The sequence below is a fragment of the Nitrosomonas sp. TNE100 genome (assembly GCF_055387135.1).
This window is the reverse complement of the sequence record NZ_AP040997.1, coordinates 820,123-836,287: the sequence shown is the minus strand read 5'-3', so window position 1 is coordinate 836,287 and position 16,165 is coordinate 820,123. Positions and strand designations below refer to the sequence as shown.

Sequence of the window (16,165 nt, the reverse complement as noted above, 5' to 3'; positions counted from 1 at the left end):
AGTCATCTCTTTAATTCCTCAAGCAATTTGTCTATTTGATCCTCAGTCATAAAGCTGCACATACGCTTGTTATTAACCAGAAGTACTGGCGCATCTCCACAAGCTCCCATACACTCGCCTTCCTTGAGGGTAAACAATCCATCCACAGTTGTTTCATTGAACCCTATGCCAAGTTTCTTCTTAAGATAATCTACAGTCTGATTACTACCTGATAACGCACAAGGCAAATTGGTACAAACAGTCAATTTGTATTTTCCAATCGGCTTCAGGTTATACATATTGTAGAAAGTAGCAACTTCATAGACGGCAATTGCAGGCATCTCTAAATAGTTTGCAATAAAATCCATTGTTTCAGTTGCCAACCAGCCTTTTTCATCTTGAGCAATGGCCAGCGCAGACATGACAGCCGACTGCTTTTTATCCGTGGGATATTTGGCAATTTCCCGATCAATCTTTTTTAGAGCTTCCATGCTTAACATCAGCGAACTCATCTATCTATTTCACCAAACACTATATCCTGGGTACCAATAATTGCCACAAGATCAGCAATCATATGCCCTCGAGCCATCTCATCCATTGCAGCTAAATGTGCGAACCCGGGTGCACGTATTTTTAGTCGATAAGGCATATTAGCGCCATCCGAAATAATATAAATACCGAACTCACCTTTTGGATGCTCCACAGCAGCGTAGACCTCCCCTCTCGGAACATGCATACCTTCTGTAAATAATTTGAAATGATGAATCATTTCTTCCATATTTTGTTTCATGGACAGCCGTGGAGGTGGTGCAACTTTGAAGTTACTGGTAATAACAGGACCGGAATTTTTTCTCATCCAATCAATACACTGCTTAATTATGTAATTAGATTGACGCATTTCTTCAATGCGTACCAAATAACGATCATAGCAATCACCATTGACACCAACCGGTATATCAAAATCTACCTGGTCATAAACTTCATAAGGTTGCTTTTTGCGTAAGTCCCACGCCACTCCAGATCCACGCAACATCGGCCCACTAAATCCCAAAGCTTTAGCGCGATCAGGTGAAACCACGCCAATATCAACTAAGCGTTGCTTCCAGATTCTATTGTCTGTCAGCAATGTCTCGTAATCATCCACGTAACCTGGAAATCGATGAGTAAAATCCTCAATAAAATCCAACAAAGAGCCCTGCCGATTCTCATTACGCGCTGTCGTTGTCTTCTCATCGTGTATTGCTGATGATCGATACTGCGGCATACTATCCGGCAGATCCCGATAAACTCCTCCTGGCCGATAATAGGCAGCATGTAACCGAGCGCCTGATACTGCCTCATAGCAGTCCATCAAATCTTCTCTTTCTCGAAAGGTGTATAGAAAAACAGTCATTGCCCCAACATCCAGTGCATGGGCGCCTAACCATAGCAAGTGATTGAGAATACGCGTTATTTCATCAAACATAACACGAATATATTGCGCTCTTATGGGCACATCTATCTGCAATAGCTTTTCAATCGCCATTACATACGCATGCTCATTGACCATCATGGACACATAATCCAGCCGATCCATATAGGGCACAGATTGTATATAGGTCTTATTCTCCGCGAGCTTCTCCGTCGCCCTATGAAGTAATCCGATATGCGGATCAGCACGCCGAATAACCTCACCATCCAGCTCCATCACCAAGCGCAAAACCCCATGCGCTGCGGGATGTTGCGGCCCAAAATTCATAGTGTAATTACGAATATCAGCCATTTCACAAACACCCTTCCCAAAAACTTCGTGAGGATCGCTGATTAATCATAGAGCGTGTCATGTTTCTTCCTTACCGTATTGTTCTTCGCGAATGATATATGGCGTAATTTCACGAGGCTCAATAGTAATAGGCTGATATATCACTCGTTTTTGCTCTGGATCATATTGCATTTCCATATGCCCCGACAATGGAAAATCTTTACGAAATGGATTTCCTATAAAACCATAATCTGTAAGAATTCTTCTTAAATCTGGATGATTATTAAAAACAATCCCGAACAGATCAAATGCCTCTCGTTCATACCAATTAGCTGAAGGCCATATATGTATCACTGAATCAAGCATGGGAAATTCATTATCGTCTACAAATACACGTATCCGCAGTCTGTGATTATGCTTAACGGAAAGCAAGTGATACACCACGGCAAAGCGCTTGTCACCCCGCTTATATCCAGCATGCGTATTTGTCGTATATTCGCTATAATCTACGCCACATAAATCAACTAACGTATCAAACGCCAAATCAGTATGGTTTCTTAATGTTTCAGCAATACCCAGCAAATCTCGGGAATGAATTAAAATAGTTAGCTCACCTAACGCATGACTCATATCAACCTGCTGATCACTCAGTACTTGCTGTAAATTTGTTGCAAGTTTATCTACGCGACTATCTGTCATTTTTATTCTCTAACGCGCGATTGTGTTAGTACGCCAGATTTTATTCTGCAGCTGAATAATCCCATAAAGCAAAGCTTCTGCAGTAGGAGGACAACCCGGCACATAAATATCGACAGGCACTATCCGATCGCACCCTCGGACAACCGAATAGGAATAATGATAATACCCACCACCATTTGCACAGGATCCCATGGAAATTACCCAACGAGGTTCGGCCATTTGATCGTAAACCTTGCGCAAAGCTGGTGCCATTTTATTACATAGCGTACCCGCAACGATCATGACATCTGACTGACGGGGACTCGGACGAAAAACAATTCCAAACCGATCCAAGTCATAGCGAGATGCACCGGTTTGCATCATCTCAACTGCGCAACAAGCCAGCCCAAATGTCATAGGCCACATTGATCCTGTGCGTCCCCAATTAATCAAGGAATCAAGGTTTGTGGTAACAAATCCTTTGTCTAATGCACCCTCAATACCCATTATTTAATCCCATTCCAAAGCACCCTTAGCCCACTCATAAATAAAGCCGACGACGAGCAATCCAAGAAATACTAGCATCGCAATAAAACCAAACAATCCCACTTCTTTCAGCGCTACTGCCCAAGGAAATAAGAAAGCTATTTCTAAATCAAATAAAATAAACAGGATTGCAATTAAATAGTAGCGCACATCAAATTTCATGCGCGCATCCTCAAATGCACCAAACCCACACTCATAGGTCGACAATTTTTCGGCATCCGGCTTGTTTGGCGCAAGCAACCAACCCGCCACCAAACATAATGTGCCAACTAGCAGACCCACCAAAATAAACAATAAAATAGGGAAATAATTCCCAAGCATGGTATCCAGCATCTCCAATTCCTTACTAAACCATGGAAATAAAATTGATTTTCGCTTAATTCCTATTTGTAAATATGCTCGCCTGGTGCCGACGGCGAGAATCGAACTCGCACAGCTTTCGCCACCGCCCCCTCAAGACGGCGTGTCTACCAATTCCACCACGTCGGCGAATAAACTTATTCTATTATTTCCAATGCCTCTATACTGGAAATACAAGGTTATTCCGGAATTTCACCAGCTCTTGATGTGGAGCCACTTTCGTTTTCCGCACCTGAACTTTCAACATTTCCGGTCGAATCAGCCGCCTTATCCGACTTCATCTCCAGTTTTTGCATGATACTTCCTTCGTCTTTATCACCATTTGAGTAATAAGTTAGCGTCAGGCTGGTAACAAAAAAAACTGTAGCTGCCAATGCAGTCATCCTGCTTAAAAAATTAGCAGATCCACTAGCACCAAATAAACTCCCGGAAGAACCGCCTCCAAACGCCGCCCCCATATCTGCGCCCTTTCCCTGTTGCAACAGAACCAAAACAACAACAACTACTGCTGCAATGATATGTACTGACCAAATAAGTGTTTCCACAATATACTTTATCCCCGTTCAACTTTGCGCTGCGAAACAAATTGAAATAAACTCTGCAGCAACCAACGAAGCTCCCCCAATCAACCCTCCGTCAATATCAGGCATCGCAAATAATTCAGACGCATTATTTGCTTTCACACTTCCGCCATAAATTATCTGGATATCTGCTGCAATTTCGCTGTTATGTGCAGCTATTCGATTCCTTACAAATGCATGAACATCCTGTGCCTGCTGGGGAGTAGCAGTTTCTCCTGTACCAATTGCCCATACCGGCTCATATGCAATAACTGATTGCTTTATCGCATTAACACCTACCAGACCAATCACCGCATCAAACTGCCTAGCTATCACTTGCTCGGTCTCATTTGCCTCACGCTGCGCCAGCGTTTCTCCGACACAGAGTATTGGTACTAGCGATTGCTCCTGGGCGGAGCGAAATTTCTCCGCAACCACCTGATTATCTTCACCGTATAGCGTCCGCCGCTCCGAGTGGCCCACAATTACATAACGACAACCAAAATCGGCCAGCATACCTGCCGATACCTCTCCGGTATAAGCACCTTGATGATGCTGACTGATATTCTGCCCCCCCCATGCTACATGCGTACCCTTCAACACTGATTGCGCTTGCGCCAAGTAGGGATAAGGCACACATACCGCGCAAGACGCATTCTGCAATGACGGAATACCCAAAACAATTGCGGCAAGCAATTCTTGATTTTGAACCAAATTACCATGCATTTTCCAGTTTCCCGCCACAAACCCCGCACGCGCCATCCTGTCCCTCAGCTTTAAATCCATAAACCCAAGGATGCTACCTGCGAAACCGGATCGCGTCAATGCCCGAGTTTCTCAACTAAATGGGGGATTATTAAGATCGGATCAGTCCTGATTTGCTGCACCTTAAGGTAAAATATATTAAACTACAAAAGTTACTTATATGTAATTTTCTCCCCGCTCAACTCTAAGGCCGACATGAAAAAACTTGTTCTCCTACGTCATGGAGAAAGCACCTGGAATCAGGAAAATCGCTTTACAGGATGGACCGATGTTGATTTGACACCCAAAGGGTTCAAAGAAGCTAGAAATGCCGGAAGACTACTTCGCGAAAATGGTTTTACCTTCGACATTGCGCATACATCGCTACTCAAACGAGCCATCCGCACGCTGTGGATCGCACTGGATGAAATGGATCAGATGTGGACTCCGATCGAACTTAACTGGCGGCTCAATGAACGTCATTATGGCGCATTGCAAGGCTTGAACAAAGCAGAAACAGCCAAGGAGTATGGTGATGAACAGGTACTCATATGGCGACGCAGTTATGACACTCGCCCTCCTTCCATCACAACCGATGATAAGCGCTACCCTGGTTTTGACATGCGTTATCGCGGCCTTCCCTCCGGTGATATTCCGGTTACTGAAAGTCTCAAGGATACCGTGGCAAGATTTCTTCCCTATTGGAATCAGTCAATCGCCCCGCAAATTAAGGCAGAAAAAAAAGTGATTATCACCGCTCACGGGAATTCGCTACGCGCTCTGATTAAACATCTCGACAATATCTCAGATCAAGATATTTTGAACTGCAATATACCGACAGGAATTCCTCTGGTTTATGAGTTGGATAACAACCTGAAACCACTAACGAACTACTACTTGGGTAATGACAGCGTAATTGGGGAAGCAATATCAGCTGTCGCGAATCAGGATAAAGCCGGAGCTTAATGTTTGCTGGTTTCATTGCAGATTTCACATCAGCGCCACATTACTTCCCGGGGATAGGGAAGATATTACCTAGGACTGTTTATCTTCTGCTTTTAGTAAATATATTTTCATCTCCTCTGCTGTATGCGATTCCTCAAACCAATTTGGATAATCAAAAACAGCTGCATGATCTGCGCACTCGTATCGACGTCCTGCAAAAAGACCTGACTGATAAAAAATCTTCCAAGATCAGAGCAGCTGATGCACTTCGTGATTCCGAACGATCAATAAGCGATCTGCACAACAAACTTTCCCAGCTTACGCGCCAGCAAAAAAATGCACAAGACAAGCTTACCCGCTTACAAAAAAAATCAGCACAGCTCCGGGATAAAGCCAGCGCTGGACAAACGCAGCTTGGAAAGCTAATTTATTATCAGCACCTGACAAAGCATAGGGAATATTTACAATTATTATTCAAGCAACAAGATCCAGGCAAAGCTACTCGTAACTTTTACTACTATAGATACATAGCACAGGCTCGCTCCAAAAATATCGATAATTTACGTAACCAGTTGGCTGATCTGGATACACTGGCTCATGCAAGCCGCATTCAAAATCAATCTCTTGAACAAATCCGGAACGAGCAGCTCCATCAAAAGCAACAACTCGAACTGGAGAAAAACCGACGATCAGAAATCCTCGCATCACTCTCCAAAGAGGTTTCTCGTCAGCAAAAAAAAATTGACGAACTGAAACAAGATGAACAGCGTCTTTCCAAGCTGATTGAGAAACTCAATAAACAGCTTGCTCGTAAAAAAAGCAATCCCACAAAATCAAACAACAAAAACAATAAATCTGCATTGCGTAATAATAAATTACCTGATGCCATTGAACAAAAGGGTTCTTTTGCTGCACTAAAAGGAAAATTGCGACTACCCGTCCGGGGGGAGCTAACTAACTGCTTCGGCAGCCCGCGCGAAAATGGTGGTATAAAATGGCAAGGATTGTTTATTCGTTCTTCAGGAGGCAATGAAGTCAAGGCCATTGCAAGTGGGGAAGTTATATTTTCCGACTGGTTACGAGGGTTTGGAAATTTAATGATTTTGGATCATGGCAACCATTACATGAGCCTATACGGCAACAACGAAGCGATTTACAAACGGGTGGGCAATAAAGTTAAAAGTGGTGATACGATAGCAATAGTCGGCAACAGTGGTGGAAATGCTGAATCAGGCTTGTATTTCGAACTCAGATATCAAGGCAAGCCTTTTGATCCACTGGGCTGGGTAAAAATAGAATAGCTTCAAAAAGCTGATAGTAAATATTTTAATAAGTACATATAAATTCTTCCGAAAAGATAAAGGGCAGAGCAAATACACCACATGCGTAATTTTATGAATAAAATCAGTTTAGTCTTTGTCGGCATCATTGCCGGGGTCATGGTCAGTTTGAACTTCTCCGCCATTGCTGATAAGGAAATCAAGCAAGAATTGCAAACACTCCCGATTGAGGAGTTGCGCACATTTTCACAAGTCTTCGGGCGTATCAAGAGTGACTACGTTGAGCCTGTTGAAGACAAGAAACTGATCACCGAGGCGATTAATGGAATGCTGGTCGGACTGGATCCGCACTCGGCTTTCCTGGACAGTGAAGAGTACAAAGAACTGCAAATCGGGACGCAAGGGGAATTTGGCGGATTAGGCATACAGGTAACAATGGAAGATGGGCTGGTCAAAGTTATTTCCCCGATTGAAGATACACCTGCATACCGTGCGGGCATCAAAACCGGTGATCTCATCATAAAAATTGATGATACAGCTGTTAAAGGCATGACACTCAACGACGCCATTAAACGGATGCGCGGGAAACCAGATACTTCGATTGCACTCACCATTATTCGCGAAGGGGAAGCTGAACCCCTCATATTCACGCTTGTTCGAGATGTGATCAAAATTGAGAGTGTCAAATCCAAACTCATTGAACCGGGTTACGCCTATGTACGCATTACCCAGTTCCAGGAACGTACGGGAGAAAATCTGGCTGAAGCCATTACCAAGCTTTACAGTGAAAGCAAGGTTCCCATGAAAGGCCTGGTGCTGGATTTAAGAAATGACCCAGGTGGTTTACTGAATAGTGCGGTAGCAGTCTCAGCTGCTTTCCTGCCAAGTAATGCACTGGTAGTTTATACAGAGGGACGTACCAATGACGCCAAAATGCAACTTCGTGCAAACCCCGAATATTATCTCCGCAGTACTGGTCGCGATTTTCTAGCAGGTTTGCCGCAGAGTATCAAGACCATACCAATGATAACGTTGGTTAATGGCGGCTCTGCTTCCGCATCGGAAATCGTTGCAGGTGCGTTGCAGGATTATAAACGCTCCATCATCATGGGCTCCCAAACCTTTGGCAAGGGATCGGTACAAACCATCTTGCCTCTTAGCAATAACACTGCCATTAAGCTAACAACAGCGCGCTATTACACGCCTAATGGTCAGTCGATACAGGCTAAAGGTATCACACCAGATATATTGGATGAAGATACTGATAACAACTCTCGTCTGTTAAGAGAGGTTGATCTCAACCGCCATTTAAACAATAATCAAGAAGAAAGTACCGGTAAGAAATCAACCCTCAAGAAAAAAGGTACTGAATCTTCCAAAGAATCAAAGAATAAGACAAACAAGAAACCAATAAATCATGAGCCTATGGAATTCGGATCCAGTGATGACCAGCTGTTGACCAAAGCAATTAATCACCTGAAATCCATGTCTCAAAAATCCAAACACAAAACAGCCAAGGCAACGAAAGGCTAATTCATTCCGAACAAGGTGGCGGAGCAACGTGGATGATCAACAACTGTTACGTTACAGCCGCCACATTTTGTTACCGGAAATTGATTTTTCCGGTCAAACAAAACTAATACAATCCAGTGTTTTCATTCTTGGAGCTGGTGGATTAGGCTCTCCTTCTGCTCTCTATCTTGCCGCCAGCGGGATTGGAAGACTTGTTATTTGTGACCATGATCGGGTTGATCTGACTAATCTGCAACGCCAGATCCTGCACGACACGGCTTCGGTTGGTGAGCTTAAAACTGATTCCGCTAGAAATACACTGCAGCGCATCAATCCAGAAATAGAAATTATCCCCCTGGCACGACATGCCACTGTTGATTTATTAAACAGGGAAATTAGTGGTGTCGATGTCGTAATTGATGCCAGTGATAATTTCTCGGCACGCCACATACTCAACCAAGCCTGCTTGGATCATCGTAAACCCTTGATATCAGGCGCAGCTGTCCGGTTCACCGGGCAAGTTGCCGCATTCGATCTGCGTCAGAGTGATAGCCCCTGTTACCATTGCCTATTTCCTGACTCGGGAGATAGTGATGATCCCGGATGCGCCGTAATGGGCGTATTTTCCCCACTAACAGGCATTATCGGCTGTATTCAGGCTGCCGAAGCTATCAAGGTTTTACTGGGAATCGGTGAAACACTCCATGGCCGCCTACTTCTCCTGGACGGGTTAGCCATGCACTTGCGCTCATTCAAATTGAAAAAAGATCCACAATGTCCTGCATGTGGCTCAGCTTCAGCGAAAAAATAGCTAATATTTAATAAATAATATCAACCAGATGTTTGGAACCGTGACATGGCAAGGCGCGCATAGAGATCACTGGACTTCATCAATTCCGCATGCGTCCCCAACGCTTCCAGATGACCATGATGGATAAGAGCAATGCGATCAGCAGTAACAACTGTACTTAGACGATGTGCAATAACAAGAGTGGTCCGATCTGCACTTAATCTGGTAATCGCCTGCTGCACCCAGCTCTCACTCTGACTATCCAATGCGCTGGTTGCCTCGTCCAGTAATAAAATTGGAGCATCCACCAGAATAGCCCGCGCAATGGCCAATCGCTGTTTCTGACCACCAGACAACCCCAAGCCAGTATCGCCCAGATTGGTTTGGTAACCCTGTGGTAATGACAGAATAAAATCATGTATGAAGGCTGCCTTGGTAGCTGCTTCAATCTCGGCATTTGTAGCATTTGGATGTGCGTAACGTAAATTCTGTTCGATGCTACCGTGAAACAATGCTGGATTCTGGGACACTAATGCAAAGCTGCGTCTGAGATCAGACAAATCCAGATCACGGATATCTATGCCTTCTAATTTGATACTACCCGACTGTATATCGTAAAAACGCAGTAGCAAGTCAAACAAAGTTGACTTACCTGCACCTGAGAGGCCAACCAATGCCAACGTTTCACCTGACCGCACAGTCAGTGAAAAATCATTGATGACCTGTATTTCTGGCCTTGACGGATAAGCAAAATATATCTGCTGGAACACAATATTGCCTGTCACCACTGGCAACTGACAAGGATTAGCGGGTGAATAGATTTGGCAGGGCTCCTCCAGCAACTCCATGGTGCGCTCTGCGGCTCCCGCAGCACGCTGTAAATCACCCAGCACCTCCGAAACCGATCCTACTGCCGAGCCAACGATAATACTGTAAAAAATGAATGCTGCCAGCTCCCCGCCGCTGATTTTGTCTTCAATTACATCCATACCACCGATCCAAAGCATCACACCGATTGCACCGAATACCAGAACAATCACCACTGCGATCAACCAGGCGCGCTGTAATGTCCGTTGACGAGCAATGAGAAATGCATCCTCCACATATTGATTAAAATATATCTTATCCACTGCTTGATGGTTGTATGCCTGTACCGTCTTAATTTGCCCGAGCATTTCTCCAACATAAGCACCAACAGTCGCCACCTTGTCCTGGCTCTGGCGCGACAGTAAACGCACACGGCGACCAAATAGCAAAATAGGTATGATGACCAGCGGAATACTGAGCATAACGATTATGGTCAGTTTGACATTAGTGATAAATAGCAAGATCACACCACCAATCAACATAATCAGGTTACGTAATGCAACGGAAATAGAAGAACCTACTACAGATTGCAACAAAGTCATATCTGCAGTCAGACGAGACTGAATTTCAAGGCTACGATTAGTTTCAAAAAACCCCGGATGTAAATCAATTAGATGCGCAAACACTTTACGTCGTATATCTGCGATTACCCGTTCACCCAGCCAAGTCACCCAGTAATAACGAGTAAACGTACCTATTGCAAGCAGCACTACGAGCATCAGGAAGATTAAAACATACTGAGCCAGCAATTCAGGAGATTGCGTGGCAAACCCCCGATCCACCAGTAGCCGTATGCCTTGCCCGATCGAAAGTGTAATCCCGGCAGTCAGAAATAATGCCAGCAGACTGAAACCCATTGATGATTTATAGGGCTTAAGGAAAGCAGCAGTTTTCAAAACAGCCTGCCAACGATTGCTCATCGTGAATAAATCCTGGTGGTAAATCTTAGATCATGCAGATAAAGAAGTCAGAAATGGAAATTATGATTTTTTATGATCAAAGGTATAATTGCAGAACCCCTAATTAATTATAACAGCAAGATAAATGGAGCATCTGAAGGTAGAAAAAATTAGCGTGTTATTTGTCTGCATGGGAAATATTTGTCGATCGCCTACTGCGGATGCAGTTTTCAAGCACCATGTCAGATCTGCCGGGTTGGAACACCTCATCCATGTTGATTCTGCTGGGACACACGCTTACCACATTGGCGAATCACCGGATCGGCGTTCACAACAGGCTGCCCTAAAACGCGGCTATGGCATGCAAGGTTTGCGCGCCAGAAGAGTCACACCAGAAGATTTTTCACGCTTCCGATATATCCTGGCAATGGATCATCACAACCTGGAAGAACTGCAGCAAGATTGTCCGTCACAATATGTTGACCGGTTAGGACTGTTCTTACAATACGGCAATCAATGGAGTACTCACCAGGAAGTGCCTGACCCTTACTACGGGGGCAGTCATGGATTCGAAAGAGTGCTGGACCTGGTGGAAAATGCGAGTCAGGGGCTATTAAGGCATATTTTTGAGAAAGAACTCACCAGATAACACTTTTCCCCGGTAATTGCTATAACCTAAATTAGGATAATGCAAAAATGATTTCTCTAAAAAGGATCAAAAAACAGATTTTCGATTTTACTGTAAAAGATATTCTTAAAACGCCGCCTGTAAATTGTAACCCAACCAGCAACTTAGTTATACTGAGTCAAAGTTACCACCGCGATCTCTTTATGTTTTTAATCGCAGCAAAATCGTTCGCTTATTTTGTACGGCCGAAAAGTTTTATAGTGATTGACGATGGGTTTACAAGATCAGATAAAGAAATCATATCTCATCATTTGGGTGCAGCTGAGTTCATATCGACTCATAATATTTCAACTGAGGGTTGTCCAACAGGAGGGACATGGGAAAGGTTAGTGAGCATTATAAACCGCTGCACTGATGATTATATCGTTCAACTCGATTCAGATACTGTAACCCGCGATTATCCTGATGAAGTTGCGGTTTGTGTCAGAGAAAATAGATGCTTTACGCTCTCCACTCTTCAAGGACGTACGGTGGCGCCTGTACAAGAGACAGCAACTTTTGCCGATAACATTGATAGCAGCCATGTGCAAATCTTGGCGGAGCGTGCCATGAGAAAGCTCCCAAGTGCCGAGAGTTTACGCTATGTCCGGGGATGCTCTGGTTTTGCCGGATTCGGAAGAAATTCAGTAATGATTGAGGATTTGAAACAATTCTCAAAGTCGATGGAGCAACTACTTGATGGACTGGATACATGGAAACAGTGGGGAAGTGAACAAGTTGCATCGAATTTTCTGATCGCTAACTCCGATCAAGCTCTTATGCTACCTTTCGAACACTATCCCTACTGGAAGCCAGGGATCAATATTGCTCACGCAAAACTTATCCATTTCATCGGGGATAATAGATTTTCCGGAGGCGAGTACATAAGACAAGCGAAACAAGCTATACAAAATTTAGGAAGAAAGTAAAATCAAGGCTTATGACTTACCTTTTCACACTGCCACGCCTTAGAAGTTACCCATTTTTTAGTCATTACTACCAATACCATAAGATTATAAGGCAGGTCAAAATAGCCCAGGCTTAAAAAAGCCCCCCCCACTGCATACCCAACTAGACTGACTTGCGCCATCGCTCCCAGTTGAGCAGCCCACAAAGTATGTGGTTCATTACGTGCATTTTTTCTTAACCATCCAGCATCGCGATAGGTGGTTATCCACAAAAGAAGAAAGAGGAATAGCCCTATAAAACCATGATTACCCAAAATCTGAAAATATATACTGTGTGCTGCTCGCACAATAGACTCATATTTTCCATAAAGCAGAAAATAATCTTGGTATTGATAGCTCATCCCCCCACCAAATACATTATGTAACGCCACCTCCCACGCTACACCCCATGCATTTAACCGCCCCATAGCTGATTCATCTGCCTGGTATTCTGAAATAGTATCCATCCTCGCCCACCATTGTTCCGGAAGCATGGGTATCATTGCTAGCGCAATAATAAAGATAAATATTGCTACCTCTCCTTTCTTCGGGCTACGCCACCAGAACATGGTTCCCATAGCTGCAATAGCAACCAAAGCCCCTCGAGAATATGATCCGAAAGCAGCAACAGCACACAGCAACATCACCACACTAAGCGCATGACGCCATACCTTTTGCGTAACCTGAAATTGCAAAAAATATACCAAAGGGATAATCATGATCAAAGCCAAAGCAAACTCATTATTACCCGCAATAAAAGAGTCGGGGGGACCCCATACACGGTAATTCCCCAATGTTATAAGTGTAAAAAACCCCCCCTTAGCGCCTAATATTGCCAGTGATCCAATCAGAACCCAGGCAAACGCCATGATGTGCTCTTTGGTTTGGAGTAAAGCAACGGTGACGAATATCATTAGATAAATTTTCACACACTTACTCCATTGCCAGTAATCCTCTGATACATCACGCCCCATCAACCAAGATAAAGTTATCCACATGACAAAGAAGGCAAAAACAGTGACAGGCAGACCTATAAAAGGTGAACGCCGCTCTTTAGTAAAAGCTAATCCGAGTAATGTCACACCTGCAGCATAAGCGGCAACCGGAGCGGTAGCGAGCATCCCCCATGCGTAACGATGAGGATTCATGGTACTCAACCACGTCCAGAGCAATGGCCCGATCCACGCACGGCGTAATGCATATAATCCTGCAATCAGGACAATAATACCTATAATAATATCGCGTAGAGACAAGATTAGTAGTCGTTAGTTATGCACCACCATGCAACCATGGCATACAGGAGCAATGTTGTGAATAAAAAACAATCATAAGAAACTCATGATCAGAAATTCTACAGGTTCAAATCTAATTTGCATCGAGCGATCCATTCTGGACAATTACCTGCTATCCCTCGCCAAATCAAGATTTATCGTCAAATCCACTTGCTCTAAAAAACTTGACCGACTGCTCCCAGAATTCCTAGTTAAAATCAAACAGGATAGAATAAAGTCCTCATCTAAACAGGTTATTTAACAAGAAACTGTATTAATTTTAGAACGATAATATCCGCAGAAAGATGCCAGTCTTTATTAAAATGATTTAAGTGTAAGTTGTATAAGATAGGGTATATATCAATATCTTTAAATTTATTGAAATGGCACGATTGCCACACCTTAGCTGCAACCATCTTTACAGCAAGAGCTCTCTACAATTAAAAAATAATTGATGGGTATATTTTCTATTTTTACTTGTTCACTTTTTACTACTTCCCAATGACAATTTTTGCAGGGATTCTCGCCCGTCATAAAGATAAAATTATACCTAATTCGCTTATAAGTGAGCTTCGAACGGCAATATCACGTCATCCTGATGATAAAAATGCTGTAATAGAATTTACTGATAACGGGATTTATCTCGCAAAAGTTGATATCGATGTATTGAAACAGCCAGGAAGTTTTTCTAACAAGGAGCTGACTGCGTTTGCGGCGGGTGACCCCTTATATCAAGCTAACCCTAGTATGATGCCAGGGCCGCGTGCGGAAAGTCTGCAAAATCTGGCATTTGATCTGGCAGCCGGAAAACTGGATGCTCTTTATGCTTGTCGCGGAACCTACTGCGCGGTCATCTACGAATATGCAAACAGTAGACTTCACTTAGTAACAGACAAGCTTGGTGTCCGGCCTGTTTACTATTGGGTATTGCCCGATTTCATCATTTTCTCGACTGCATTACGAATTCTGGAAGCTTTATCCTTCCAGAAAAAATCGTTGAATCTTCAGGGAGTGGCAGAAATTGCGTGTTTTGGTTATCCGCTATCCGATCGTTCCCCTTATGAAAATATATTTACGCTCTATGCCGGCGAAACAATCAGTTTCTCAAACGAAACAATCAACCGGCAAAAGTACTGGGAATGGGATAAGTTACCCATCGAAAAAACTAGTGATAGTGACATAGGTACTTCTGCTAAACACCTTCATACAATATTCATTGATTCGGTCAAAATACGGCTGCAGGAACAAAAAACTGTCGCGGCATTTTTAAGCGGCGGCCTCGATTCTCGCGCCATCGTTGGCGCACTGAGAAGTCTTGATGTAGCGATAGTCACCTCCAATTTTGCCCCACTTGGTAGTCAGGATCAGGTATTTGGGCAACTTGCCGCTGAAAAGCTGGGAACTCATCATACCCATCTGCAGATAGGCAAACAAGATGAGCGAGATTCATATCACAAGTTATCCGTAAACAAATGGATAAATTCAACGACTTACACGGACAAGAAGCTACCTAAGCCCCGTGTTATCTGGTCTGGTGATGGAGGTAGCGTAGGCCTTGGGCATGTATATCTAAATCCAGAAATTATCCAAGCCTCACGAAAAAAGGATATGGGGAGGGCAAAGAAAGAATTTTTTACCTATAATAATTGCGGGATAAGCACTAAGCTTTTGAAACCGAAGATAGCCTCAACCCTAATTAATTTCCTCAATGATGGAATCCGATCTGAGCTGGATTCAATCCATTCAGGTGATCCTGGACGGATTTTTTACTTATTTCTGATGCTGAATGATCAGCGTCGACATATGTTTAATCATTTTGAGAACATAGATTTGGGACGGGTGGAATTTGAGCTCCCATTTTTTGATTCCAACTTTATTGCAGAAATCATTAAACTCCCGATAGATCCCTTTCTACGCCATGTTTTCTATATGGAATGGTTGAGCTATTTTCCTAAAGCAGTGCTGGAAGTGCCATGGCAAGCATATCCAGGTCACATGCCTTGCCCACTGCCCCAACCAGAGGGCCTTACATATCAATGGAATTCAAGTACTGAAGCAACCAGACAGAACAAACTGCATGCATTGAAATATGCAAAAGAGCTTAGTCGAGATTCGGTGTTCTCACACCAGTATTTGAACCTTTTTTACCTACGTCTATGGACAATTCTGATGCGGTTCAGACAAAGTGATCGCTCATATCTGCTCCAAACCCCAGGAATTTTATATCGATACTGGTCTAAAGTTGCACCAAATAAGAATCAAATTTAATAGCGCCAAACAAGAAAAGAGAGATTCTTGTACTCGTCACCACCGCACTTCATCTCTTTTACCAATAGGTACCGAACTTAAAAATCTTGATGAATGTTTATCCGCAGATTT

At 43.5% G+C, this 16,165-nt stretch carries 16 protein-coding genes and 1 tRNA gene; 7 read left to right on the top strand and 10 right to left on the bottom strand.

All coding sequences use genetic code 11. The annotated features are described in order from the left end of the window. Window positions 1-2: 2 nt before the first annotated feature. From nuoE to tpiA, 8 genes are all read right to left on the bottom strand, one after another. On the bottom strand, window positions 3-479 hold the full coding sequence (nuoE, locus tag ACZ5EJ_RS04090) for an NADH-quinone oxidoreductase subunit NuoE (RefSeq protein ID WP_074685023.1): 477 nt from the start codon (window positions 477-479) through the stop codon (window positions 3-5). A gap of 8 nt (window positions 480-487) precedes the next feature. Next, window positions 488-1,741, bottom strand: a complete 1,254-nt coding sequence (locus ACZ5EJ_RS04085) for an NADH-quinone oxidoreductase subunit D (protein WP_464557532.1) — start codon at window positions 1,739-1,741, stop codon at window positions 488-490. Between the two features lie 57 nt (window positions 1,742-1,798). Beyond that, window positions 1,799-2,419 carry an NADH-quinone oxidoreductase subunit C gene (locus ACZ5EJ_RS04080; RefSeq protein WP_011634008.1) on the bottom strand — a complete coding sequence of 207 codons (621 nt, stop codon included), beginning with the start codon at window positions 2,417-2,419 and terminating at the stop codon, window positions 1,799-1,801. 9 nt (window positions 2,420-2,428) lie between these two features. Continuing rightward, window positions 2,429-2,905, bottom strand: coding sequence for a NuoB/complex I 20 kDa subunit family protein (locus ACZ5EJ_RS04075; RefSeq protein ID WP_011634007.1), 477 nt, complete (start codon window positions 2,903-2,905; stop codon window positions 2,429-2,431). A 3-nt stretch (window positions 2,906-2,908) separates the two neighbouring features. Beyond that, entirely contained in the window at window positions 2,909-3,265 is a 357-nt protein-coding gene (locus tag ACZ5EJ_RS04070; RefSeq protein WP_011634006.1) for an NADH-quinone oxidoreductase subunit A, read from the bottom strand. Window positions 3,266-3,348: 83 nt separating this feature from the next. Further along, window positions 3,349-3,433, bottom strand: a tRNA-Leu gene (locus tag ACZ5EJ_RS04065). Between the two features lie 50 nt (window positions 3,434-3,483). After that, window positions 3,484-3,849 (bottom strand): preprotein translocase subunit SecG, encoded by a 366-nt coding sequence (gene secG / locus ACZ5EJ_RS04060; protein WP_464557531.1) that lies wholly within the window; start codon window positions 3,847-3,849, stop codon window positions 3,484-3,486. A gap of 18 nt (window positions 3,850-3,867) precedes the next feature. Next, entirely contained in the window at window positions 3,868-4,626 is a 759-nt protein-coding gene (gene tpiA, locus ACZ5EJ_RS04055) for a triose-phosphate isomerase (protein WP_464557713.1), read from the bottom strand. Window positions 4,627-4,824: 198 nt separating this feature from the next. On the opposite strand from tpiA, the gene gpmA reads away from it, so the two are divergent. From gpmA to ACZ5EJ_RS04035, 4 genes are all read left to right on the top strand, one after another. Further along, the gene (gpmA, locus tag ACZ5EJ_RS04050; RefSeq protein WP_011634003.1) at window positions 4,825-5,574 is read left to right on the top strand and encodes a 2,3-diphosphoglycerate-dependent phosphoglycerate mutase; all 750 of its coding nucleotides are present in this window, start codon (window positions 4,825-4,827) and stop codon (window positions 5,572-5,574) included. Further along, window positions 5,574-6,854 (top strand): murein hydrolase activator EnvC family protein, encoded by a 1,281-nt coding sequence (locus tag ACZ5EJ_RS04045; RefSeq protein WP_464557529.1) that lies wholly within the window; start codon window positions 5,574-5,576, stop codon window positions 6,852-6,854. The genes gpmA and ACZ5EJ_RS04045 overlap by 1 nt, the downstream gene beginning before the upstream one ends. Before the next feature lie 81 nt (window positions 6,855-6,935). Beyond that, complete coding sequence (locus ACZ5EJ_RS04040) at window positions 6,936-8,366, top strand: S41 family peptidase (protein ID WP_464557528.1); 1,431 nt, start codon at window positions 6,936-6,938, stop codon at window positions 8,364-8,366. 28 nt (window positions 8,367-8,394) lie between these two features. Then, window positions 8,395-9,156 (top strand): HesA/MoeB/ThiF family protein, encoded by a 762-nt coding sequence (locus ACZ5EJ_RS04035; protein ID WP_464557527.1) that lies wholly within the window; start codon window positions 8,395-8,397, stop codon window positions 9,154-9,156. Window positions 9,157-9,176: 20 nt separating this feature from the next. Here ACZ5EJ_RS04035 and ACZ5EJ_RS04030 read toward each other — a convergent pair whose 3' ends face one another. Further along, window positions 9,177-10,922: an ABC transporter transmembrane domain-containing protein gene (locus ACZ5EJ_RS04030; RefSeq protein WP_464557525.1), complete on the bottom strand. Its 1,746-nt coding sequence runs from the start codon at window positions 10,920-10,922 to the stop codon at window positions 9,177-9,179. Window positions 10,923-11,046: 124 nt separating this feature from the next. On the opposite strand from ACZ5EJ_RS04030, the gene ACZ5EJ_RS04025 reads away from it, so the two are divergent. Both ACZ5EJ_RS04025 and ACZ5EJ_RS04020 read left to right on the top strand, forming a co-directional pair. Beyond that, entirely contained in the window at window positions 11,047-11,550 is a 504-nt protein-coding gene (locus tag ACZ5EJ_RS04025; RefSeq protein ID WP_464557524.1) for a low molecular weight protein-tyrosine-phosphatase, read from the top strand. A gap of 47 nt (window positions 11,551-11,597) precedes the next feature. Further along, window positions 11,598-12,497: a hypothetical protein gene (locus tag ACZ5EJ_RS04020; protein WP_464557523.1), complete on the top strand. Its 900-nt coding sequence runs from the start codon at window positions 11,598-11,600 to the stop codon at window positions 12,495-12,497. Window positions 12,498-12,499: 2 nt separating this feature from the next. On the opposite strand, the gene ACZ5EJ_RS04015 is transcribed toward ACZ5EJ_RS04020, so the two are convergent. Then, entirely contained in the window at window positions 12,500-13,768 is a 1,269-nt protein-coding gene (locus ACZ5EJ_RS04015) for a putative O-glycosylation ligase, exosortase A system-associated (RefSeq protein WP_464557521.1), read from the bottom strand. A 519-nt stretch (window positions 13,769-14,287) separates the two neighbouring features. On the opposite strand from ACZ5EJ_RS04015, the gene ACZ5EJ_RS04010 reads away from it, so the two are divergent. Next, a complete protein-coding gene (locus ACZ5EJ_RS04010; RefSeq protein ID WP_074685014.1) occupies window positions 14,288-16,054 on the top strand; it encodes an asparagine synthase-related protein in 1,767 nt (588 codons plus the stop codon). The last annotated feature ends 111 nt before the right edge of the window (window positions 16,055-16,165 follow it).